Origin of the sequence: Paenibacillus methanolicus, assembly GCF_008124765.1 — a bacterium.
In the GTDB taxonomy this organism is placed as follows: domain Bacteria; phylum Bacillota; class Bacilli; order Paenibacillales; family Paenibacillaceae; genus Paenibacillus_Z; species Paenibacillus_Z methanolicus.
The window spans coordinates 71,903-95,945 of the sequence record NZ_VNHS01000001.1; the positions used below are offsets into that span (position 1 = coordinate 71,903).

Sequence of the window (24,043 nt, forward strand, 5' to 3'; positions counted from 1 at the left end):
TTTGAGGGCTTTTTTTTTCGCATCCCTCATTTAAGTTAGATTTAAGATCGCGGCGTTAGGATACAGGTAAGTCCTCCGGCGATCACGCTCTCCAATCAATCACGGACGAAATGTACTTCCTATACGAGGAGTGTTTATGGATGAAAAACAATAAAATGAGAAGTCTAGGCGCAATTACATTGGCGGCATTACTAACCGTATCGGCGGTAGGGTGCTCGAAGGCGCAAGTCGATAGCACGGATGCCGTCGCAACGACGCAAACCGCAAGCTCGGCCGAGTCGTTAAACGCACCGTCAAACGCGGCGGCAACCGAAACGTCAGACGTAACGGAAAGCACATCGACAAGCGCAAGCGCAACGTCAATCGAAACGTCGGCAGCTACAGCGAAAACGACTTATACAGACGCAACGGAATTGTTCAGTGACCGGGATCTCGAACAGTCGGCTGATCTTACGGCGGCAACCCGGTTGAAGCTGCAGAGCAATCAAGATGTAACGCTGAGCAAGGAAGGCGTCTACGTGTTAAGCGGCACGGCGGAAAACGTGACGGTCGTGGTCGAGGCGGCCGACGAGGCGAAAGTGCAAATCGTGCTGAACGGCGTGAGTATTACGAATGCCGATGCGCCAGCCATCTATGTGAAAGCGGCGGATAAAGTATTCGTAACCTCAACGGACAGCGAGAACAACATGGAAGTAACCGGGAGCTATGCGGCGGATGGCGATACGAATTTGGATGCCGTTATCTACTCTCGAGCGGATTTGACGTTGAACGGAACCGGCGCGTTGGCCATCGAATCTCGGCAAGGGAACGGGATCTCGTCCAAGGACGATCTCAAAATTACCGGAGGCGCATATACGATTCATTCTACGGCGGATGCTTTGGAAGCCAACGATGCCATTTTGATCCACGATGGCACGATTACGATCGATACGGATAAAGATGCCCTGCATGCAGAGAATGAAGATGATGCTTCCCTGGGCAATATCTATATGGCAGGCGGCGCATTAACGATCTCTGCTGCCGATGATGCCATCACGGCCAATAACCTCGTGCAGATCGACGGCGGGACGATTAACATCGAGACTTCCGAAGAAGGCATCGAGGCGAACAATATCCAAGTAAATGATGGACAGATTACGTTATATGCGAACAACGATGGCCTCAATGCCTCGCAGAAAGTCGATTCCAACGTGGCAATCGAAGTCAATGGCGGTACGATTTCGGTTCGCATGGCTAGCGGCGATACGGATGCATTCGATGCGAACGGCGATATTTACATCAACGGCGGCACCATTCAGGTAGAAGCATCTTCCGCCTTTGACGCGGATGGCACGGCTCGATTGAACGGCGGCGACGTGACGGTCAACGGCGAACCCATCACGCAAATTACCCAATCGCATGGCGGCGGGGGCCGTGGCGGAGCGGGCGGCGGCAGAGGCATGCGCCAAGGGTAGGATCGGGTGTGCTGTCGCGATGCTCGGGTCAACCCGCAAATAAGTATGAAAAATGCGGCAGTAGTCGGAGAAATCCGGCTACTGCTGCTTTTTGATTTGAACGTGTTCAACATCCGCCCACCCCTGCAGCTTCCGGTAGAGCGCCGGCGGCGTGCCGGTATGTTGGCGGAATAAGCGGGTGAAATAATGAACGGTGCCGAATCCCGTCGCGTCTGCGATTTGTTTCACGGACAGTTCGGACTCCCGAAGCAGCCGGGCCGCCTCCTGAAGCCGGCGCGTCTGGACATAGGCGGTGAACGTCGTGCCGAGCTCTTGCCGGAACAAACGGGCGAGATGGCGCGAAGACAGGTAGAAATAGGTCGCGACCTCCTCCAGCTGAAGCGGCTGCCCGAGATTGTCGCGAACATACGTCTCGGCCTGCTTCAAAATCTTGGATCCGGCATTGCGCGATCCGGCGATCGGCGGGGCGTCGCTGCCGAGGAAAGTTTGCGGAAACATGGCCAACATGACATGCGTCATGCGCTCGAGCAAGAATTGCTCGTCTCCGCCGACTTGCAAGGCCGAGAGGCAGAGGGCTCGCCATACGTGGACGAGCGCGGTATCGTCCGCATGATGGAGCACCAGCGGGCCGCGCGCGGTCAAGCGGTCGAAGCGCTCCAGCCATCGCGGGCTGGTGCCGTCTGGACGGAGGTCAAAGCCAACCCAGAGCAGCGCCATCCGCTCGTTGCGGATTTGATGGAGGACGTGGGGGCGAGAGAGGAAGAGCGTCCCTTGCTTCAAAGCGAACGTGGTTCCTTCCTCCTCGTATTCGCCGCTGCCGTCAAGGACGTAGCAGGCTTCGTAGAAAGAATGCTTGTGGGGGCTGTTTGTTTGATGCCGTTTCGCGGCACCCCAATAGTGGACGACGAACGCAAGTTGGTCATCGGCCGACGCTTGTACGGCCGAATGCAGCATATCGGCGGCTTGTTCGAAAGTCTCGTATTCCAAGGCAGGCACTCCTTGCTCGCAAAATGTCCGAATCCGACAAAAGGATGCTCGGCTGGTGACAATACGAAAAACGGCAAAACAAGTACGATTAAAGCGAAAGGAAGACCAACCAGCGACGAAGGGGAGATGCTTATGTTGTCTAAGCAAGATGCCGAATTTTACAAAGAAAATGGGTATGTGCTCGTTCGAGGCGTATTCGGCCCGGAGGAGGTCGAGCAGATGCGCGGCGCGGTGGAGCGGACGATCCGCAAGGCCGCTGCGGCGAAGTTCGATGACAACCATGCCTGGCAGGGGGACTTCATTCCGGCCGAGGAGCTGAAGAAGCTCGTGCTGAAAGGATTCCATGACCTTCAGTTTCACGATGCTTGTTTCACGCGAGCCGTCGCGCATCCCAATATGGTGGCCGTGCTGCAGCAGTTGATCGGACCGAACGTCCAACTCCATCATACGAAAATGTTGGTGAAGCCGCCAGAGAAAGGCGCGGCGTTCCCGATGCATCAGGATTATCCATACTTCCCGCACGCGAACCACTCCATGCTCGCGGCCAGCGTCCATCTCGACGATGCCGACGAGGAGAACGGCTGCCTGCGCGTCATCCCGGGCTCGCACAAGGAAGGCCCGCTGCCGCATGTCGGCCGGCATTACCTGGATCATCGCGAATACCCGATCGCGCTCGGTACGCCGCAGCCCGCGAAAGCCGGCGACGTGCTGTTCTTCAACTATTTGACCATTCACGGGTCCGACGTGAACCGCAGCGCCAGACCGCGCCGCAACGTGCTGTTCCAATACCGGGATCCGGCCGATGCTCCCGTCGCGGAGACGCATTTCGATTGGGGGATGGGCATGATGGTCGCTGGCGAAGACCCGGTATTCCGTCGTTATGAAACTCAGGTCGCGATCCGATAGCGTGCGATGAATGGAACGAATAAACGATCAAAGGATTACTCCGGCATGCGAATGCGGAGTAATCCTTTTTGTTGTATCAACGGTTCCCTACCATGCGTTACGGTTGTTCCGCGGGCGCAAGCAGCGCGATAAACAACCCGCCAACCACCGAACGATTCTGGAAGCCGACCTGGTTCCCGGTCGCCGTATCGTACCAGTCGCTTAGCGGCACGCGGCTGCTCGTCTCATGCTGCGCCAGCCAGAGCGGGGCGATCATGGCCTCGAATTCTTTCTTCGCGGCGGCCAGCGAGGCGCTCCAGACGAGCCAATCCGCTTTCGTATAGGTGTTGCGGCTGTCGAGCGGCGTCCCGTACCGATTTTGTTTCGCCAAGTAATGCGCGACTTCCGTCTCCGCGATGGAGGCCGGGAACAATCCGAGCCGGAGCAGACGGTCCCATACGAGATTGTATTTCAAGCTCCACGATTCGGAAGCGCTGTCGAAGGTCAGCTTGTAATGATCGCCGGCCGCGGCCATGTCCGCCCATCGGGCAGCCATCTCCTTCGCGGTCCGCTCATACGCTTCGTGCTCGGCATCGCCCAACATGTCGCATAGCCGCGCATAGGCGCCGAGACCGATGATCGCCTTGACCGACAGATTGGCATTATGCGCCAGATGCCCGGCGAAGTCGTCCGTGCACAGCTGATTGTCCGGGTCCAGACCGTGCGTCTTCAAGTACGCCGCCCACTTGGACAGCAGCTCCCAATGCTCGCGGGCAAAGTCCGCCTTCCGTTCATAGGCGCATACGGCCGCCGCCATGATGAGCATATTGCCGCATTCCTCGATAGGCATTTGGTATTCCGGTTTGTTCTCCCCATAGACTTGCCCGTTCGCCTTGGGGTAGCAGCCGACATCGTGCGGCGCGAAGTCGAAGCTCCATTCGCCGCTCGCGGCATAACGGAAGATTGGCCGCATCATCCCTTTGACGAGCTCGGGGTTATAGAGTAAGAACAGCGGGATCGACGGATAGCTGACGTCGACCGTGGCGATGCAACCGTTGCTGAAGTTCTCTTTGGAGAAAAATAAGGGAGTTCCCTCCTCGTCGCATACGAGCTTGTGCGCGGCGATCGCCTGCCTGTACGCGAGCGAGAGCAGCTCCGCGTACTTCATGCCTCCGGCTTGCGTGCTTTCCTCGATCAGCTTCCGGTTATAGTCCTCGCATCTTGCAGCAATCTTGTCATACTCCGTCAAGGCGGACGCCAGCATATCATCGAACGATTGCCCGTTCCTGCGCCAGTAGGCCGGAAGCGGCGTGCCGAAATATTCGATCGACAACACGTCGTCGTAGGCGGCCGCGGCAAAGGCGGATTTGGCCGAAGCGTCCACCTGGCCGAAATCCATGGTCACGGCCATGACCGGCAAATCCGGAGAGACGGCGCGTGATGGACCGGCGTCGTCCTGTTCCGGCAGCGTTCCCGTCCTCGCGAATCGTCCTCTTGCGTCACTTGATCCGATTACGGATTCCACACCCGCATACTCCGATTGAAGGACGGCTAGATAGGCGTACCCCCAGTCTATTCGCGTATCATCGCCTACCCGGGCCAGAACCGGCTGTTCTACAGTGCCCATCCGAAGCGCGGTAATCGTCTCGTTCAAGCAACCGCGCGACCAGTCGACGACCTGATCGGTCGTATGGACGCACAATTCGCCGGACAGATCGAGATAGAGCTTCACCTCATGAGATGCGCCGTCGACGGAACGGACGCGAGCGGCGATGTACGTGACCGGCCGCGACATCAGATCCAGATCCTCGAGCAGCAGCGGCGTCGTAAATTGAACTTCCAGCGCGATTCCGCCGGCTTCGAACGCGTATGTGGTCGTGAGCGGTTCTACCCTTAGGGAGGTTTGCGCCATGGCTGGCGGCGCTTCTTCATCAGTCGCCTCTGCGAGAAGAGGGGCGCCCATGAACCGATAGGGGCGACCATCAATGCGGATCAAGCCGCACATGCTGTTGCTTTTGCCTGTCCAATGGACGGTATCCGCGTCGGTCAGGCGGTCTGCCGGCGACCAGACGCTAAAGTACGGATCGACGGTAATCAGCGGGACGGACGCGGGGCGGAATGCGGTTGACAAGTTTAATTCCTCCTTTGAAATGGACAAAACAATCGAAGGAGGCAGATTGCCTCGTCCGATTGTCTCGTCGGTTCGATCGTGTTAGTCCGATAGCGGCGGATATTCGTGCTGACGAGGCGCGAGAGAGCTATTGCTGCATTATTTGACCGGCAGTCCGTTCGCCTCGCGAACGAGCGCGAAATAGTGGTCGGCGCGGACGGCTTCGAATTCCGGTCCGAGCGATTCCTGCAGGGCGACGATATCCGATGGCGTCATGCTCCAAGCCAACAGGCCGAGGGAGACGAAGAGCGGCGATGTGCCGTCCCAGCCCGCTTTTGCTTGATCGAGCGCGGCTTTCCCGTCCTGGGCGGTGCTGATGCCTTGGATCGTGGAGACCGGAAGATCGCCGTTCAAGATCTCGATGCCGTGGCGGTCTTCCCAGCTGAGGAAGACGCCTTGCGCGCGGTATTCTTCCGAATAGGCTTTCGCTTTGGACTCGCTAAGCGGCACGTTCTGGCCGTCGATGCGGTTGAGCACGTATGGAACGGTCATGCCGGTCTTCTTTAAATAATGGTACGTCTGCTTCAGATATGGCGCGAACGTGCTGTCCGGCCAAGCATTGGCGTAGAAGTAGCCCGCGCCGGAAGGCCCGGAGATCAGCAGATCGTTGTCCGTCGCCGTCTCGAAATAATGATTCAGAATCGCCGGCGCGCCGTCGTAGAGGAGCGGGCTGGACGTCCAGTTCAGCGGCACCTTGCCGCGGTTCGGATCATCCCACAGAATCCGCATCCGATGCTGGTTGTACTGGAAGTTGTCGCCCTCGCTGAACGTATAAGTGACATAGATTTTGTTCTCGAGCTTCGGCTTCTTGGTCGGCTTCGGCGGCTTCGCGTTCTTCGTCGCGGCGGAGAAGACGGTCAAATTGCTGAACCAGTCGGCGGCCAGAACGTAGACGCTATGGCGCGACGTAATTTCAACCGAGTTGAATTCGCCCTCGACATCGTTGCTGAACCAGCCCAAATACGGCGTTCCCGGATCGACGGCCGACAGGATGCGTTCGAATAGAGCGCGCTGCTCCGGTATATTCGAGTCGAGCCAGAATACCATCGCTTTGTTGGCGACCGCATAGTCGCGCAGATAGCCGTAAGGCTCTTTGTGCTCGGAGGAGAGCGGCTGCTGGTTCCCGGCGGAAACCTTATATTGGTTCCACATATCGACCGATGCGGTCAATTGCTTCGTGCCGGCCGGCGGAGTGAAGCGGTAGACGAAATACCGGCCGTTATCGGCGAAGCGGTGGCCGCCGCTGCCGGTCGACACCTGCGATTGTTGACGATCGTACAGGAAAGGCTCTTCCTCCGGCGTGCCCGGAATAAATTGCGCGATCGTCTGTCCGTCGGCTTGGACGGTGACTTCGTGCACGGCGCTGCCCCAGCCATCCTGCGTGAACGCATCGTCGAAACGGAGGTAGACGTCGGCTTGGCCGAGGAACGCCGAGAGATCGAGATCGTACGCCTTCCGGTTGCCGGCATCGCGTTCCTGCGTCGTGTCTTCCGCGATCGTCCGGAACGATTCCGGCAGTCCGGACGGAATGCGGATGGAAGTATCGGGGCTTAAGCCGATCAGCATCCGATGCGTCGTCTGGCTCCACAGGTTCTCGAACTGCCAGGTGTAGGCTTCCAGCCGGTTTTCGAACTTGCCCCGCAGATCCTCCAACACCTTCAGTTTATACGGCGCGCTAGTTAGCTTGGCCGCGAGCTCCGGGCTGGCCACCACGGCATCATTCAAGCCGGCGAGCGTCGTGGCGACATTGATCGAGTCGGGGACGTCGGGATCGTAGACGACGATGCCTTTCAACTCCGATTTGAACTTGCTTAGAATATCCCAGTAGTCGTCGTGAACACGATAAGGAACGTCGAGATCGTTGAGCCAAGCGAGTTTGCCTTCTTCCGTGTTCTCGATCAAATAAAGGCGCGGTTCCTTGCGGTTCACGATCCCTTGCAGCGTGGCCATGACTATTTTCACGTCGCCGGGCGCATCGTAGATGTCCGCGACCTCAAGTCGCTTCGCTTTCGCGAAAGTCGGGAGCGCTTGGTCCTTCGGCCACGAGATGCTGCTTCCATGCTTATTCGTCTCTTGTCGAGCGCCGGACTCCGCCGTTGCGCCCATCGTGAAGGACAATGTACATACGATAGCCAGACTGACGGTGGTTAGCTTTCGAATCACGATTGAACACCTCGATTTATCGTGGTATGGTGAAACAAACAAGTTCTTCCTTATTCCTATCGAAAAGCAGGGAATGCTCCTCGGTCTCACCTCCTTGAGCGCGGCTTTGACATCGGGTCTCATCGAAATTCCCTTGATGCATATTAAATATATTTTACATAAACAATTCAAGTGCTTCGACAAAAGTTATCAATAAATATGAAGTTTCACCTGTATTGCGACGCATCGTTGGTTGGGAATGCTGCGGCGTTCGTCACGCTAGAAGATAAACGGATGAGTCTTTGCTCCTGTTTCCGATCTGGTTGATCTTCAGTTGCATAATGCCGGGTCAGAATATATTATATATATAAATATCTCGCTGAAGATTGGTGATGGGAATGAATACGAACGATCGGGTGCCGCTTTATCAGAAAATCCAGGATTATATTCGCGAGTTGATCGACACCGAAGGCTTGAAGGAAGGCGAGCGCATCCCGACGGAGAAGGAATTGATGGAACGGTTCAACGTCAGCAAAATTACCGTCGTGAACGCGCTCACCGGCCTTGCGAACGAGAAAATCATTACCCGGGTGCCAGGACGCGGCAGCTTCGTCAGCGACAAGAAAGCCGCGGAACATGGCGTTTCGTCTCCGGCTGCGGCTGCTTCCGCGTTGCCGGCTCCGTCCGGCGGCGGATCGAAATTCTCAGCGGATGGCGAGGGGCGCACGGGAATTATCGGGCTGGTCATGCCGTCCATCTATGATTTCTTCGCGATCCGGCTGTTGGATGGCGTCGGCAAAGCGCTTGAAGAGGAAGGCTACCGCATCATGATCTTGCTCTCGGGCGGCGTCCTGGAGAAGGAGAAAGAGGCGATCAAGACGCTCAAGGCGATCGGAGCGGAAGGGCTGCTGATCTTCCCGGTCGACGAGGAGCAGTACAACGAAGAAATTCTGGCCATGAAATTCGCCGGCTTCCCGTTCGTGCTGATCGATCGTTATCTCCCCGGCGTCGAGACGCACTACATCGCGGCCGACGGCCGGCTCGGCACGAGCCTGGCGGTCGAGCATCTGTGGGAACTCGGTCACAGGGAGATCGCCATCTGTTCGGATTCGCCGCTCCAGACCGTCACGGTGCAAGAGCGAATCGAAGGGTATATGAGCACGCTCAAGACGAAAGGCGCGCTGATCAATCCGGCGCACATGATTACGGATTTTACGGTCGAGAAGGTCAATCTGCAGGATATGAAGTCGCATCCGCTCTATCGATACATCGCGAATCAGATGGCGACCGCCTACATCACGCTGAATGGACGGTTGGCCGTGCAGATCTATCAGATGGCGAAGCAAGCCGGACTCGAAGTGCCGGGGGATGTGTCCATCGTCAGCTTCGACGACCCGACTTCGATCGTCGAGGAATTCAGTTCGTTCACGCATATTAAGCAGTTCGAGTACGAGATAGGCTACCGGGCGGCGGAAAAGTTGATCGAGATTATCCGGGAAGACGGCAAGCCGATCGGTAAATATACGAAGACGCTCCTCGAGCCCGAACTTGCGGTACGGCAAACCTCGGGTACTCCAAGGCGTACATAATTTAACGAACCGGAAGCCGCGATCGACATTCGCGGTTTCTGAATCGCCTCCGGCTTCCCGTAAAGGATGCCGGAGGTTTTTTGTGATCGCGGAAAGGAAGCGGCAGCGGGATTCTCGGCTTCTAGTCGCTTGCCAGAAAAGATTTCGGCATACTCATAAAATTAATATTGAATATATACAATATTTATATTATATTCGTTTTGAGCCAGCTGGGAGAAAAAGGAGTCGGTTAAACGATGCCATATGAACGGATCAAACTCGAACATCTTAGAACGATGCTGGAGCGGCTGGAGGCGAACATCTACGAGCCGGTCGCGCAGCTTCGCGTGAGCGCGTGGGTGACGGCGGAGCCGGTATCGTACGATTCGCGTACGACGGGGCGCAGATTGGAGCTCGCGCCGGGAGATCGTTGGGGGCAGCTGTGGGAATGCGCCTGGTTTCATTTTACCGGCGAGGTCCCGGCGGATGCGGCGGGCAAGAAGGTCGTGCTCCTGCTCGACGTGAACGGCGAGGTCTGTCTGGTCGACGAGGAAGGAACGCCCGTACAAGGGCTGACGAATATTAACTCCGAGTTCGACTATTCCCTTGGCAAGCCGGGCAAGCGAGTCGTTGCCGTCAGCGACGCGGCCACGGGAACAGAGACGATCGACTTGTGGGGGGATGCGGGCTGCAACGATCTGTTCGGCCGCTACCGGAGCGGCACGTTGAAGGAGGCCGTCGTCGCGATATGCAGGGAAGAGGTGCGGCAGTTGTATTACGATGCCGAAGTGCTGCTCGAGACGGCGGAACGGCTGCCGGAAGGCTCGGCTCGTAGAGCCCGCATCTTCAGGGCGCTCTATGACGTATCGCTTCAGCTCGCCGACCTTGCGGATGAGCGGGTGGCCAAGGCGCGGCGAGTACTCGGCGAGCAGTTGGCGAAGCGTGGCGGCGATCCGGTGCTGACGCTCAGCGCGATCGGGCACGCGCATCTCGATCTGGCGTGGTTGTGGCCGATCCGGGAGACGATCCGCAAAGGGGCGCGCACGTTCTCGACGGCGCTGCGCATGATGGAGCGTTATCCGGATTACGTGTTCGGCGCGAGCCAGCCGCAATTGTACGATTGGATGAAGCGGCATTATCCGAAGCTGTACGACCAGGTGAAGGCAAGAGTCCGGGAAGGGCGCTGGGAGCCGCAGGGGGCGATGTGGGTCGAATCGGACACGAACGTACCCGGCGGGGAGTCGCTCGTCCGGCAAATTTTGTACGGCAAGCGGTACTTCGAGCAAGAATTCGGGGTGGAGATGAAATCGCTGTGGATGCCGGACGTGTTCGGCTATACGGCGAGTCTGCCGCAAATTCTGAAGAAGGCTCGAGTCGACTACATGATGACGCAGAAGCTATCATGGAGCGTCTATAACCGGCACCCGCATCACACCTTCATGTGGGAAGGAATCGACGGCTCGCAGGTGCTGACGCACATGCCGCCGGAGGATACTTACAACAGCCCGGCCGCGCCGCGGTCGATCGCGAAGGCGGAGAACGATTATCTCGATAACGCCGTATCGGATCGTGCGCTGATGCTGTTCGGCATCGGCGACGGGGGCGGAGGACCCGGCGAGGAACATCTGGAGCGGCTGGCGAGGGAAAAGAACTTGCTCGGTCTCAGCCCGGTCGAGCAGGAGACCTCGGCTCGGTTCTTCGAGCGTCTGGCCGAGCATCGGGAGCTTTATCAGATTTGGCGAGGCGAGCTCTATCTGGAGAAGCACCAAGGCACGCTGACGAGCCAGGCGCGCAGCAAGCGGTTCAACCGGAAGCTGGAGAAGGCGCTGCGCGAACTGGAATATGCCGCCGTGCTGGCGCAGATGACGGCGGGCGTACCGTATCCGGCCGAAGAGCTCGAGCAGATCTGGAAGGAAGTGCTGCTGTACCAGTTCCATGACATACTGCCGGGCTCCTCTATCAAGCGGGTGTACGACGAATCGCTTGCGCGCTACGCGTCGCTGCTGGAGCAGGCGGAACGGCTAGTCGACGCCTCGTATGACGCGGCATCGCGCGGCGCGGAAGGGCCGGTCGTGTTTAATTCGCTGCCTTGGGAGCGGGAAGAGTGGCTGATGCGGGACGGACGCTGGCGGTACGTGCGGGTGCCCGCGATGGGCTGCGCCAAGCTGCCCGAGCCGTCCGAATCGATTCCGGCCGTCCGCGTATCCGAGCGCGAACGGACGATCGAGAACGAGCTGCTGCTGCTATCGCTCGGCGATAACGGCGAGATCGCTTCGTTGTTCGACAAGGAACACGGGCGGGAGCTCGTTCGGAACGGCCAATCGCTGAATCGTCTGCGCGTCTACGCGGACGACGGCGATGCGTGGGATTTCCGCCAAGATTACCGGCAATCCGGCGCGGAGCGCCTCACGCTGCGGCTGGCCGAAGCGTATTCGGACGGCCCGACGGCCGGTTTCATCCTGCATTATGTTTACGGAGCGTCCGTATTGGTCCAGCGCATCGTGCTGACGTCGGGCAGCCGCAGGGTCGATTTCGTGACGAGCGTGAATTGGAAGGAGTCGGACCGCATGCTGCGCACGTCGTTCCCGCTCCGAATTCGCGCCGATAACGTCAGCTGCGATATTCAATTCGGCTACTTGCGCCGGCCGACGCATCGGAACACGATGTGGGACTACGCCAAGGACGAAATTTGCGCGCATCATTACGCCGATCTGTCCGAGCCGGATTACGGCGTCGCGCTGCTCAACGACTGCAAGTACGGACACCGCGCCGAGGATGGCGAGCTGGATTTGAATTTGCTGCGCAGCCCGTCGTATCCCGATCCGGAAGCCGACCGGGCCGAGCACGAATTCACGTATTCGCTGTATCCGCATCAGGGGGACCATATCGAGGCGCGGGTGTTCCGAGCAGGATATGAGCTGAATGTTCCGCTGCGGGTCGGCGGCGCGCAGAGCGATCCGCACGGCGCGGAGGCTTCGGCCGAAGGACGTCCGTCCGAGGAACGGCCGTCCGCTCGGGCACCGATAGCGGCAGAGCTGGCGGCAACCGCGGAACGAGGCGCGGCGGCGGGCCAATCCTTCCTGCTGCCCAGCCATCCGAACGTGATGATCGAAGCGGTCAAGCGCGCCGAGGACGACGAGGCGCTGATCATCCGGCTGTACGAGACGGCCGGAACAAGGCTGGTCACGAAGCTCGCGGCAGGCTTCGCGTTCTCCGGCGCTTGGCTGACCGATTTGCTGGAAAATAAGCTGGAGGCGCTCGAGGCGGAAGAGGGCGCGGTTACGCTGCCGATGGGACCGTTCGAGATCGTAACCGTGAGGCTGGAGCAGCCAAAATTCCGAAGCTAGTATCGTTAATGGCTTGCGCGGCATTCGCCGCCTTAAAGCAGATGCCGCCAAGCCGATCCGATTTCGCCCGAATGAGAGGAGGAGCCGCACATGGGAGCGTCGTTGCTGTGGAGACGATTATGGCGGCACAAACTGCTTTACCTATTCATGCTGCCGGGAATCGTCTGGTTTTTTCTGTTCTCGTACGTGCCGCTGTACGGCATTCAGGTCGCGTTTCGCGATTTTACGTTCTCGGGCGGTTTTACGGGCAGCCCGTGGGCGGGCTTGAAATACTTCCGCCAATTTTTCGACTACTATCAATCCGAAGCGCTCATCCGCAACACGATCCTCATTAGCGCCTTGAAGCTTGTCATCGGCTTCGCGATGCCGATCCTGCTCGCCATCTTGCTTAATGAGGTGCGCCACGTCAAGTTCAAGAAGACGGTGCAGACGCTGTCCTATTTGCCGTACTTCGTCTCGTGGGTCGTCGTCGTGACGCTCATGCAGCGTCTGCTTACGCCTTACGGCGGTCCGGTGAACGACCTGCTCGTCTCGATCGGTCTGGTGAAGGATCCGATCCGGTTCCTGAACAACACGAGCTGGTTCTACCAAATCATCGTCGGTTCGGACATCTGGAAGAACATCGGCTGGAATTCGATCATCTACATGGCGGCGATGGCCGGGATCGATCAGCAGCTGTACGAAGCGGCCAAAATCGACGGGGCCGGACGGTTCCGCCAAATATGGCACGTGACGCTGCCCGGCATTCGCAACATCGCGGTCATTCTATTCATTCTGGCGACAGGCAGCCTGATGAGCGCGGGCTACGAGCAGCTCTTGCTCCTGAACGGTCCGGCGACGGCCGCGATCGGAAGCGTGCTCGACGTGCATGTCATCGGCGCGGGCATCAGCCAGGGCAGACTCAGTTACGCCGCGGCGGTGGGGCTGTTCCAGAGCATCATCGCGCTCGTGCTGATTCTCACGGTGAACCGCATCGCACGCAAAGTCAGCGACGTCTCTCTCTTCTAATCCGCGCGAAAGGAGTGATCCGGCATGAGCAAGCGGCGCTTCTCGCCGTTCGAGGCGCTGAATTACGCGTTCCTGACGCTGTTCGGATTATCGATGATCTATCCGTTCATCTACATTCTCGTCTACTCGCTGAACGACGGCAAAGACTCCATGATGGGGGCGCTCTATTTTCTGCCCCGCAAAGTGACCTTGGACAATTACGCGCAAGTGTTCGAGAATCACGAAATCTGGCAGGCGTACAAAATTACCCTCGCGCGCACGCTGCTCGGCGTCGTTCTGCACGTCACGCTTTGCACGATGATGGCTTATGCGTTGTCGAAGAAGACGCTGCCGGGGAGGACGTTCTTCACCTTTTACATTTTCCTGCCGACGATCTTCAGCGCGGGGTTCATCCCGTATTTCATCACGTTGCAGAAGCTTCACCTGATCAACAGCTTCTGGGTCTACGTCATTCCGCTGCTCTTCAATTTCATGCACATCGTCATCATCCGCACGTTCCTGCAGGGCATCCCCGAGGAGCTCGAGGAATCGGCCCGCATCGACGGTTACGGCGATTTGCAAATCTTCCTCCGCGTCGTGCTGCCGCTGTCGGGTCCGGTGCTGGCGACCATCTCGCTCTTCATCGGCGTCGCGCATTGGAACGACTGGTTTACCGGCGCCTACTACGTGTCGAATAAAGAGTTGCTTCCCGTTCAAACGCTGCTGCAGCAAATGCTGACGGAGATGGAAGCGCTCTCATCGTCGATGCAGCGGGCCGCGCAGCAAGGGGGACAGACGGTCAACGCGAATATGGCCGGCGCCACGCCGGAATCGCTTCGAATGGCGCTGCTCGTCATAACCGTATTTCCGATTTTGTGCGTCTACCCGTTTCTTCAGCGGTATTTCGTCAAAGGCGTCATGCTTGGCTCGGTGAAAGGCTGATGATCGTCGCTCCGCCGCCTTGGAGGAGCGTTATCATATCCCATTCTCGCGTTCATGGAGGGGTTCGTATGAAGAAGAAGCAGAGCAAATTCTCCCGGTTGGTACTGGCCGCGGCGCTGATGACCACCGCGCTCGCAGGATGCAGCGACAACGGCGGCGGCAATAGCGAGGGAAGCGGCAACGCCAACGCGCCGGCCGGCGATAATGGAGGTACCGGCACCGAGAAGGCCGTCACGCTCAAGATCCTGCATAACTGGAACGGCTCGGGACCCGGCGACGTCGATATGACTCCGATCGCCGAGGCGATCCGGGAGAAGACGGGCATAACCGTACAATTCGATTACACCAAGGGCAGCGAGACCGAGAAGGTGAACACCATCTTCGCGACGCAGGATTTGCCGGATATCTATACCGGACCGGCCTGGGGCGGCGAGTTGGACGGCATCGTGAAGGCGGCCAAGGAAGATCAATTGGTCGATCTGTCGGAGAAGCTGGCGAGCTATCCGAACTTATCCAAGGCGATCGCCAAAGAGAACGTCCCGCCGGCGCTGTACGATAAGGCGATCGGCGCATTCGGCGATCAGCAATATTTGCTGTATCAGAACCAGCCGGCGACGGACAAGGATGCGATGGATTGGCTGTACGGCTTCTATGTGCGGAAGGATATCGCGCAGAAGGTCGGCGTCGACCCGCAGTCGGTGAAGACGAAGGACGATCTATATAACTTCCTGAAGAAGATCAAGGACGCGAAGCTTACGGAGAACGGCATGCCGGTCATGCCGCTCGGCGGTTTCAGCAACGGCTGGGCGGTCGGAATCGGCAACACGATGTTCTACGGCAGCGACTATCAGGACAAAGGCGACGGCACCTTGGAGCACACGTTCTTCACGAAAGCATACGAGGACTATACGCTCTACTACCGGAAGCTGATCGAGGAAGGATTGCTGGACCCCGAGACGTTCACGCAGACGGACCCGATCGCGAAGGAGAAAATCAATCAAGGCCGCATCGCGGTGCTGGCGGCGCACTTCCCGGCGATCTACGACGCCACGAAGGAATACGCGAAGTCGCATCCGGGCAGCGATTTCGTCGCGGTCGGACCGCTGGAGCGGGCGGGAGCCGAGCCGAACCGTCCCGTCGATCTCGGCATCCAAGGCAATAACGTGACGGTCATCACGAAGGCGTGCAAGAACGTTGACGCCGCGCTTAAGCTGCTCGAATTTCTCGCTTCCGACGAAGGGTTCCTGCTCGTGCACTACGGCGTAGAGGGCGTCCACTGGGAGCGGGTGGACGGCAAGCCGGTCGCCAAGAAGGAGTTCTTCGACAAGTTCGCGGCCGATACGACCGGCAAGGAGAAGAAGAACGCGGGCATCGGCATCGGCTTCGAATCGTTGACCGGGCAGGACCGCACGAATACGCTCGGCGGCGATATTTGGGCCGATCAGGAGCGGATCGCCGCCATGGATAACGCGCGCAAAATTTTGCGTCCGAACGGGATCAAGGTCATCTCCGCATACAATGCCGGCGACGTCATCGCCAAATCGCCGCAGTGGGAGACGCTCAAGCCGTCGATGGACCGGATCGGCGATGTCTGGAAGGAAGCGGTGTTCGCCAAATCGGACGACGCGGCGCTCAAGGTCATTAACGCGCTGCGCGATCAGATGAACAAGACCGGCTATCCGGAGGCCATCCAGTACGTGAACGAGAACTTGAAGGGGAAGGAAGTCGTGAAGCTGCAGATGGCGAACTGATCGCCGGGAAGGAAAAATAGGGCCGCGGTATTCGCGGTCCTTTTGTGCGCTTGGCAGCGCATCGATCTGTTCGGATGCAAACCACCGTAGGGATATTATGGAAAAATTACTTGCATGTGCCAGAACGATCCGTTATAATCTCCGTAATCAAATGTTGAAGGTGATCAAAACCATGTTTACAACCAAGCTATGTCAACTTCATCATCACAAAGAGCGTTAGCACGCCTGAATAAATTCAGGGCGGGCTAACGCTTCACGCGTTGGCCTCCCTGCGGCATATGGAGCGCGCAGGACCAAGAGGTCCGGCGCGTTTTTTATTTTACTAAAGAAGGGAAATGATCGTTGTGCAAAATGTTAAAGGTACCTATGATTTCTTTGGAAAGAAACAAGCGCTTCGAAAAAAAGTTCAGACCACGCTGAAGGAAGTCTTTGAATTGTATGATTTTGATGAAATGGATTCCACAATAATGAACGAGCTTGACCTTCTGACGTCCAAGTATGCGGGGGGCGATGAAATACTGAAGGAAATGTACCAATTAACGGATCAGGGTTCAAGAAAACTCGGACTGCGATACGATCTCACGATTCCTTTTGCAAAAGTAATCGCACTAAATCCTGGTATCGAATTTCCATACAAGAGGTATGAAATCGGGAAGGTGTTTCGGGATGGGCCGGTAAGACGAGGCCGTCTACGTGAATTTTTTACAGTGTGATGTGGATGTGGTCGGAGTTGCTGGCCCTGAAGCAGAAGCAGAGTTAATGCAGCTGGCAGTTGAGGTTTTCAAAAAACTAGAAATTCCGATTACGCTAAGATGGAACAATCGACGGTTTTTGGGTGGAATTCTTGAATCAATTGGCGTGTCGGCGAATAATTTGCTGTCGGTCATGTTGACGCTCGACAAGATTGAGAAAATCGGAAATGACGGGGTTATAGAAGAACTCGTTAGTATAGGGTTAGATGCTCAAGTAACCGATGCGATAACGGATCTCATTCAATTGGGTAACCCAACGTTTGAACATGTTTCTAAAAAATATGCAACCAAAGAAAACCTCGGTGTTCAAGAAGTGCAGTCCCTTCAGGAAATCATTGAGAAACTAGGATTGGAGCAGATCTGCACGTTTGACCCTTTTCTATCGCGGGGGTTATCGTTCTACACAGGAACGGTGTACGAGATCTTTGACGCTTCCAACTCGTTTCGTTCAAGTTTAGGCGGCGGTGGACGATATGATGCCATCATCGGACAGCTGGTCGGCATTGATGACAGGCAATATCCGACAGTTGGAATTTCTTTCGGAATGGAATCCATCATGGAGATGCTTGAGAATCGCCCGGTTCAACCACAAGGTGCTTTAGTTACAGTCGTCCCGATCGGAGAAACGGTTACAGAAGTCCTTAAAGCAGCAGCAACGCTAAGGGCCAGCGGTATTTGTACAAGTACAGCCACAAGTAAGCGGAAATTAAAAAAAACACTGGCAACAGCCTCGGCTAAAGGGATTCGGTACGTCATGTTAATAGGAGAAGATGAAGCAATTCTGGGAAAAGTACGGCTGAAAGATATGATCGAAATGACTGAAATGGAGTTAGACATAGAGGAAGCAATTCACGTAATATCCTCCACAAAACCAACAAGCTTGGGGCCGCGATAACTGCGGCCCTTTTTGGCGTAATCGAGCATGACGATACATTCGGCTCTCCGCACATATGGTATAAAAGATGCTCGGCTTGGCCATGGAGCGTCCAGGCGCCGACCCGGATAATAGGAAGGATACCCCATTCGGGGACAGCGGCTCCGCTGCCGTTCCATGCGCCTGTCAGCGGCATGGCGAACGTATGCAGCGGATCGAAAGGACGGGGAAAGGAGATTTAAGGTGAAAGCCAATGCCAATGCCAAAGCAAGAAGCAAATCGGACAGCCGGATGCCGGCCAATCTTCGCAGTCTGTCCATCAAAAATCGGTTAATCGCCGCTTTTCTTATTACCTCCTTGCTGCCGGTCGCGTTCGTGGCCTTCTATTCGAACGCGAAATATACGGCATCGGTAACCGGGAAGCTTAGCGCCTCCTCGCAGCAGACGCTGACGGAGCTGGCTCGCAACGTGTCTCGCGAACTGGCGCAGTACGAGACGCTTACCGAGTCGATCATTATCAATCCGCAAGTGCAGCGCACGCTCCCCCGATATGATCGGATGAGCGATTACGAGAAGAGCCTCGCGCTCGCGCGGATTAAAGACGAGCTGGAAGCGCAGGTGTTCTCGATCAGCAATCTGTACAACGTCATGATCTTGACGCCGGACGGCGGCACGATCTTCGACCTTGGCTTCCAGTCTTACCCGCGCGAGGAAATTCTGTCGCTTCGCGATGGCGCCGGCACCTCTCCGGGCAACGCGTATTGGACGTATTTGCGGTCGAACCGCGGCTCGAATATGATCGCGCTTACGCGGACGATCTATGCCGAAGACGACTTGAACCGGCGTCTGGGCTACGTCATTCTCGTCATCGACGAGAAGGTGTTCTCCCGGAATACGTATCATTCCGTCGATCTCGGCCGAGGCAGCCGCGTCTACATCAGCGATGCCCAAGGCATGGTGGTGTCGTCCGTCGAACCGGATATCGCGCACGGCGAATTATTCGAAGAAGAGCAAGTCTTCCGCCGCGTCGCGATCCAAGCGGGCGAGAGCTCCTTCTATGGGGATGTCGATGGAGAGCGGCAGCTTGTGACGAGCGCGCGCATCCCGGCTTCCGGGTGGTATGTGATCGGTCTGCTCCCCCGATCGTTCCTCGTATCGGAGGTTCATGCGATGAGCCAGAACGTGCTGATCATCTGCTTGTTCACGCTGCTGCTCGCGGGAATGCTGGCGCTGTGGATCTACCGCAGCATTCACGAGCCGATCCGGAAGCTGCTGCATTATGCGAAGCAGGTCAGCATGGGACAATTGGATACGCCGCTAAGCGGCGGCGAACCGGACGAGATGGGCAGACTGACGGGCACGATCAACCAGATGGTCGTTCAGCTGCGGGGATTGATCCATCAAGTGGAGTCGGGACAGCAGGCCAAACGCGACGCGGAACTGAAAATGCTGCAAGCGCAGATCAACCCGCATTTTCTGTTCAATACGCTCAATTCGTTGAAGTGGAGCGCGATGATGAGCGGCAGCGACACGGTCGCAAGCGGACTGACGTCTTTATCCGAGCTGCTTCGCAATACGATACTCGACAAGGCGGATCTCATTCCGCTCGAGGAAGAAATCGGCAATCTGCTCCATTATGCCACGATTCAGCGCATCCGCTACGGCGACTCGTTCGAGCTGGGGTGCAGCATGGCGGAGGAGGAGTTGTACCAATGGCTCGTGCCCAAATTTATCCTGCAGCCGATTGTCGAGAATTCGATCCTCCATGCGGGCAGCGAAGACGGCCGCCGCGTCGGCATATGGGTCGAGGGGCTGCGCGACGGCTCGAAGCTGCGGCTTCGCGTCGCGGACGACGGGAAAGGCTTTGACGTGGCGAGCGTGAAACGGCGACAATCGCATGCCAAGCTATCCGGCATCGGGATTGACAACGTGCACGAACGGATTCGGATCGATTTCGGTTCTCCCTACGGGCTGGAGGTTCGCAGCGAGGTCAACCGGGGGACGGAGACGGTCATTCTGCTGCCGATGATTCGAAAGGAGGAGAACCAGCATGTACAAAGTCATCATCGTGGATGATGAAATGATCGTTCGGCATGCGGTGCAGACGCTCATTCGCTGGGAGGAAGGCGGATTCGAATTCGCCGGTTCCGCTTCCAGCGGACGGTCGGCGCTGGAGCTTGCGCGGAAGACGAACGCGGACATCGTCATAACGGATATTAAAATGCCTGAAATGGACGGATTGGAACTTATCAAGCGGTTGATGGAGGAGGGGTTCAAAGGCGAGATCATCGTCCTGAGCAATTACAACGACTTCGAGATCGTACGGGAAGCGCTGAAGTGCGGCGCGCACGACTATATGCTGAAGCTGACGCTGAAGACGGAGGCATTCATGCGAACGCTGGGCGAAGTTGCCTCGAAGCTGGAAGGCAAGAGAGGGACGGCAAGCCTCGCGACGGCTGCCGATGCCGAGAAGCCGGCGGCGCGCTTGATCGCGATCCTGCGCGAAATGGATGATGCGTATGCCGGGAATGCGAAGTCGGCCTTCCGCGAAGACGGCTTGCCGGAGAGGGAAGGTCTCGCCTACCTGCCCTTCCTTGTCCTGCTGCAGGACAATGAGCCATGGCCGCATCGCGTCGGGGGATTCCCGGACATGCTGGAGAAATTGGCCGACGGCTTGTTCGCCTCGGGCAGCGCAAGCCCTCATATCGTCCATACCCGGCACAACCGGTCGCTGCTCGTTCTATCGGCCTCGGAACCGGAACTGTACGCGCGATCGAAAGAACTTGCCGAGCGGCTGGTCAGTCTCGCGGAGATGTATTACGACGTGCAGATCTGCGTCGTGTATGCGCCAGCCGCAATCGGACCGGGGAAGGTAGCGGAGGAGATCCGCAACAATCGGCTGACCGAGGGCTTGCTGTTCTATTCGCGTTATCGGGCCGCTTGCTTGCCGAATCGGCTTGCGGCGCAAGAGGAAGGCGCGGCCTTCGAGCGGGCGGAAGCGGATCTTGAGCGGCCCGAGCGGCGATCGTGGAGCGAGTGGAGCAGCCTGACCCTTCAGTTGGTCGAAGCGGGGTCCTCGTGCCGCGTGCAGCCGGATGTGCTCAAACGCGCGATCGCCCGAAGCATTTGGCTGATGGCGCATCGGAAGGAACGGCGTTTGACCGCATCGGAGGAGAAGGCGTGGCTCGGCAAAATCGAATCGGCCGATTCGGACACGCAATTGATGGACCGGATTCGGGAACTGGCCGAGGAAGCGACCGGCACGGAAGGCGGTCATGCGGCGTCGCCGGCCGCGCGGGAGGAAGTGCGGCAGGCCATTGCTTATATGAGAAGCCGTTACATGGAACGCATAGCCATTACGGATATCGCGTCCCATGTCGGCTTGTCCGAAGCGTATCTATGTCACGTGTTCAAGGCGGAGACGGGCAGCAGCATGCTGAACTGCTTGAACGATATCCGGATGTCCAAGGCTTACGAGCTGTTAGAGACGGGGAACTACCTGGTGAAGCAAGCGTCGTACGAGGTGGGGATCTCGGATCCGTTTTATTTCAACCGGCTGTTCAAGAAACGGTTCGGCATCGCGCCCAAACACGTCAAGCGGCACAATTAACCAGTCACCTAGACGAAATTAAGCAGGGGGGATCCAAAAATCATCCAGTTTGCCCGGTTGCGCGAGCATCGATGAGCAAAATCGTCCATTACCCTCCTCGAGATCGTGTATGTCGAGCATCGCCGTCCAGGTTCTATAATCAAGTCACAACGGAAGGAGATGAGGACATGAAACGCAATAAAGGGGTTAAGTTGGTCCTTGCGTTAGCCGTATTAGCGAGCCTTCTAGCCGGCTGCGGGGGCAACAACGGCAACAACGGCAATAAAGGCGAGAGCGAAACGCCCGCCGAACAAACCGGCGCGAATTCGTCGAACGGCGACGAGGCCGGAAGCAAGTCATTCGCGAATCCGCAGCTCGAGGTGGCGGTGTTCCAGGGCGGCTATGGCCGCGAATATTGGGACGCGGTAGCGGAAAGCTTCATGCAGGATCATCCGGGGACCAAGATCAACATTACGGCCAGTCCGAAAATCGGCGATCTCGTCCGTCCGAAGATCGTGGCGGGCAACCCGCCGGACTTCATGTACATCGCGGGCGGCGACAACACGCCGGTCTTGAACGGGCTCATCAAGGATAACGCGCTCCTCGATTTGACCGACGTGTTCACGGAAGCGGGGGAAGACGGCGCGGCGCTCAAGGACAAGATCCTCCCGGGCATTCTGGAATCCCCCGCGATCGCGCCTCACGGAGACGGCAAAATCTACTTGGCGCCGTATAATTTCGGCGTGATGGGCTTGTGGTACAACAAGGCATTGTTCGATGCGAAGAGCCTCGCCTCGCCGAAAACATGGGATGAGTTCTTCGCGATGAACGGCGCGGCCAAGGAGAACGGGCGCGCGCTCTTTACCTACCAAGGCATGTATCCGGGCTATCTGGAAGAAATCATCGTCCCGGCCATCTATAACGTCGGCGGTCAGGAAGCGCTGGATCAATTTTTCAACTACGATCCGGAATTCTGGAAGAGCGATACGTTCAAGCAGGCGTTCGGCATTCTGGAGCGGATCGCAAGCGAAGAGAACGCCTTGATGAAAGGGACGGTCGCGCTTAACCATACGCAATCGCAGACGGAATTTCTGCAAGGCAAGGCGATGTTTATTCCGAACGGCTCCTGGTTCGAAGACGAGATGAAGGACGCGCCGCGCGAAGACGGCTTCCAATACGGTTTCCTGGGCGTGCCGTCGCTCGATCCCGCCAAACCGGTCACGGCGCTGACGAGCGTCGAGCAGATGGTCATTCCGGCCAAAGCCAAAAATCCGGAACTGGCGAAGGCGTTCCTCAAGTATCTGTACACGGAGAAAAGCATTACGCTCAACGGCGAGAAAGCGAAAGGCGTGCTCGCGGTCAAAGGCGCGCCGGATCTCGTCAAGGCGTACTTGGGCGATACGACGTACAACGTGTACAAAGCGGTCGATAGCGGCATGGGCACGGTCAACGGGACGTTCAAGATCGTCGCGAAAGGCAGCAAATACATTCCGGCCGACGAAGTGTACAAACCGCTCTCCTCTATAATTAACAAGCAGATGACGCTGGACGAATACGCGGAGAAGCTCTACAAGATCTACGCGGACATTCAGGAGGAACTGAAAGCCAGCGCGGAATAATCGATTCGAAATCGCAGAAGGAAAACCCGCCGAGCGATCGTACACTTGGCGGGTTTTCTGTATCTTGAGGCGCGAAAGGACGGGTTGCAAGATGACGATGAAAAGACGGCGCGCGGTATTTATTGCGGCGTGCTTGCTGCCGGGGCTGCTGCTATTCGCCCTGTTCAAGATTTATCCGACCGTACAGGTGTTCCACAAATCGTTCTATCAGTGGAATGGCATCGGCGATAAGCCGGTCTTTATTGGACTTGATAATTTTGTCGAGATGTTTCAAGACGACACGTTTCTGTTGGCGCTTCGGAACACGGGTTTCCTCATGCTGATCGTGCCGATCGTCACGATCGCGATCGCGCTGATCAACGCCTCGATACTGACGAGGAGCAAGTTAAAGGAGAAGAGCCTGTATCGAACCGTATTTTTCTTCCCGAGCATTCTGTCGTTCGTCGTGATAGCGATTCTGTGGTCGTTCATCTATCATCCGACGATCGGTTTTCTGAACTCGGGGCTTGAATTCATCGGCCTTGGGGAGTACGCGATGTCGTGGCTTGGCGATCAACGAACGGTCCTTTGGGCGCTCGCGGTTACGCTCATTTGGCAGGCGGCGGGCTACTACATGGTCATGTATATGGCCGGCATTGACGGCATTTCGCCCGACTTCTACGAAGCGGCGAGTTTGGACGGGGCGACGCGCTTGCAGCAATTTATGTACATTACGGTGCCGATGCTGTGGGAGATCATTCGCATTACGATCATATTCAGCATTAACGGCGTACTGTCCATCAGTTTCGTCGTCGTATCGATCATGACCGCGGGCGGGCCGGATCGCCATTCCGAGGTCGCGTTGACGTACTTGTACGCGCAGGCCTTCACGAACTCCAACTTCGGTTATGCGATGGCCATGGCCTTGTTTATATTCGTCATCTCCATGCTATTGGCATTCCTCAGCAATCGGATGACCGGGAAGGAGGCGAACTGA

16 protein-coding genes are annotated in these 24,043 nt (G+C 57.2%); 13 read left to right on the forward strand and 3 right to left on the reverse strand.

Going from position 1 to position 24,043, the window contains the following annotated elements; all coding sequences use genetic code 11:
- Positions 1-140 precede the first annotated feature (140 nt).
- On the forward strand, positions 141-1,454 hold the full coding sequence (locus BCM02_RS00250) for a carbohydrate-binding domain-containing protein (protein WP_187433927.1): 1,314 nt from the start codon (positions 141-143) through the stop codon (positions 1,452-1,454).
- 78 nt (positions 1,455-1,532) lie between these two features.
- On the opposite strand, the gene BCM02_RS00255 is transcribed toward BCM02_RS00250, so the two are convergent.
- Positions 1,533-2,441 carry an AraC family transcriptional regulator gene (locus tag BCM02_RS00255; RefSeq protein ID WP_148927058.1) on the reverse strand — a complete coding sequence of 303 codons (909 nt, stop codon included), beginning with the start codon at positions 2,439-2,441 and terminating at the stop codon, positions 1,533-1,535.
- 132 nt (positions 2,442-2,573) lie between these two features.
- On the opposite strand from BCM02_RS00255, the gene BCM02_RS00260 reads away from it, so the two are divergent.
- A complete protein-coding gene (locus tag BCM02_RS00260) occupies positions 2,574-3,347 on the forward strand; it encodes a phytanoyl-CoA dioxygenase family protein (RefSeq protein ID WP_148927059.1) in 774 nt (257 codons plus the stop codon).
- Between the two features lie 97 nt (positions 3,348-3,444).
- Here BCM02_RS00260 and BCM02_RS00265 read toward each other — a convergent pair whose 3' ends face one another.
- Positions 3,445-5,457, reverse strand: coding sequence for a glutaminase family protein (locus BCM02_RS00265; RefSeq protein ID WP_148927060.1), 2,013 nt, complete (start codon positions 5,455-5,457; stop codon positions 3,445-3,447).
- 138 nt (positions 5,458-5,595) lie between these two features.
- Positions 5,596-7,659 (reverse strand): GxGYxYP domain-containing protein, encoded by a 2,064-nt coding sequence (locus BCM02_RS00270; RefSeq protein ID WP_148927061.1) that lies wholly within the window; start codon positions 7,657-7,659, stop codon positions 5,596-5,598.
- A gap of 377 nt (positions 7,660-8,036) precedes the next feature.
- Between BCM02_RS00270 and BCM02_RS00275 the strand changes: the two genes are divergently transcribed.
- The 11 genes from BCM02_RS00275 (at position 8,037) to BCM02_RS00320 (ending at position 24,043) form a co-directional block, all read left to right on the forward strand.
- The gene (locus BCM02_RS00275) at positions 8,037-9,227 is read left to right on the forward strand and encodes a GntR family transcriptional regulator (RefSeq protein WP_148927062.1); all 1,191 of its coding nucleotides are present in this window, start codon (positions 8,037-8,039) and stop codon (positions 9,225-9,227) included.
- 236 nt (positions 9,228-9,463) lie between these two features.
- On the forward strand, positions 9,464-12,553 hold the full coding sequence (locus BCM02_RS00280) for an alpha-mannosidase (protein WP_148927063.1): 3,090 nt from the start codon (positions 9,464-9,466) through the stop codon (positions 12,551-12,553).
- A gap of 90 nt (positions 12,554-12,643) precedes the next feature.
- The gene (locus BCM02_RS00285) at positions 12,644-13,561 is read left to right on the forward strand and encodes an ABC transporter permease (RefSeq protein ID WP_148927064.1); all 918 of its coding nucleotides are present in this window, start codon (positions 12,644-12,646) and stop codon (positions 13,559-13,561) included.
- A 24-nt stretch (positions 13,562-13,585) separates the two neighbouring features.
- Positions 13,586-14,482 (forward strand): carbohydrate ABC transporter permease, encoded by an 897-nt coding sequence (locus BCM02_RS00290; RefSeq protein ID WP_148927065.1) that lies wholly within the window; start codon positions 13,586-13,588, stop codon positions 14,480-14,482.
- 68 nt (positions 14,483-14,550) lie between these two features.
- A complete protein-coding gene (locus BCM02_RS00295) occupies positions 14,551-16,233 on the forward strand; it encodes an extracellular solute-binding protein (RefSeq protein WP_148927066.1) in 1,683 nt (560 codons plus the stop codon).
- A gap of 344 nt (positions 16,234-16,577) precedes the next feature.
- Positions 16,578-16,946 (forward strand): ATP phosphoribosyltransferase regulatory subunit, encoded by a 369-nt coding sequence (locus BCM02_RS36235; RefSeq protein ID WP_281288132.1) that lies wholly within the window; start codon positions 16,578-16,580, stop codon positions 16,944-16,946.
- Entirely contained in the window at positions 16,927-17,880 is a 954-nt protein-coding gene (locus BCM02_RS36240) for an ATP phosphoribosyltransferase regulatory subunit (protein WP_281288133.1), read from the forward strand. The genes BCM02_RS36235 and BCM02_RS36240 overlap by 20 nt, the downstream gene beginning before the upstream one ends.
- A 222-nt stretch (positions 17,881-18,102) precedes the next feature.
- The gene (locus tag BCM02_RS00305; protein WP_246183125.1) at positions 18,103-19,935 is read left to right on the forward strand and encodes a cache domain-containing sensor histidine kinase; all 1,833 of its coding nucleotides are present in this window, start codon (positions 18,103-18,105) and stop codon (positions 19,933-19,935) included.
- Positions 19,910-21,469 carry a response regulator transcription factor gene (locus BCM02_RS00310; RefSeq protein ID WP_148927067.1) on the forward strand — a complete coding sequence of 520 codons (1,560 nt, stop codon included), beginning with the start codon at positions 19,910-19,912 and terminating at the stop codon, positions 21,467-21,469. Before BCM02_RS00305 ends, BCM02_RS00310 begins: the two co-directional genes overlap by 26 nt.
- A 167-nt stretch (positions 21,470-21,636) precedes the next feature.
- Positions 21,637-23,067, forward strand: a complete 1,431-nt coding sequence (locus BCM02_RS00315; protein ID WP_148927068.1) for a carbohydrate ABC transporter substrate-binding protein — start codon at positions 21,637-21,639, stop codon at positions 23,065-23,067.
- A 91-nt stretch (positions 23,068-23,158) separates the two neighbouring features.
- Positions 23,159-24,043: a carbohydrate ABC transporter permease gene (locus tag BCM02_RS00320; protein WP_148927069.1), complete on the forward strand. Its 885-nt coding sequence runs from the start codon at positions 23,159-23,161 to the stop codon at positions 24,041-24,043.

Coding starts and splice junctions, on each gene's coding strand:
- BCM02_RS00250 (WP_187433927.1), top strand. CDS start 141: ATGAAAAACAATAAAATGAGAAGTCTAGGCGCAATTACATTGGCGGCA.
- BCM02_RS00260 (WP_148927059.1), top strand. CDS start 2,574: ATGTTGTCTAAGCAAGATGCCGAATTTTACAAAGAAAATGGGTATGTG.
- BCM02_RS00275 (WP_148927062.1), top strand. CDS start 8,037: ATGAATACGAACGATCGGGTGCCGCTTTATCAGAAAATCCAGGATTAT.
- BCM02_RS00280 (WP_148927063.1), top strand. CDS start 9,464: ATGCCATATGAACGGATCAAACTCGAACATCTTAGAACGATGCTGGAG.
- BCM02_RS00285 (WP_148927064.1), top strand. CDS start 12,644: ATGGGAGCGTCGTTGCTGTGGAGACGATTATGGCGGCACAAACTGCTT.
- BCM02_RS00290 (WP_148927065.1), top strand. CDS start 13,586: ATGAGCAAGCGGCGCTTCTCGCCGTTCGAGGCGCTGAATTACGCGTTC.
- BCM02_RS00295 (WP_148927066.1), top strand. CDS start 14,551: ATGAAGAAGAAGCAGAGCAAATTCTCCCGGTTGGTACTGGCCGCGGCG.
- BCM02_RS00310 (WP_148927067.1), top strand. CDS start 19,910: ATGTACAAAGTCATCATCGTGGATGATGAAATGATCGTTCGGCATGCG.
- BCM02_RS00315 (WP_148927068.1), top strand. CDS start 21,637: ATGAAACGCAATAAAGGGGTTAAGTTGGTCCTTGCGTTAGCCGTATTA.
- BCM02_RS00320 (WP_148927069.1), top strand. CDS start 23,159: ATGACGATGAAAAGACGGCGCGCGGTATTTATTGCGGCGTGCTTGCTG.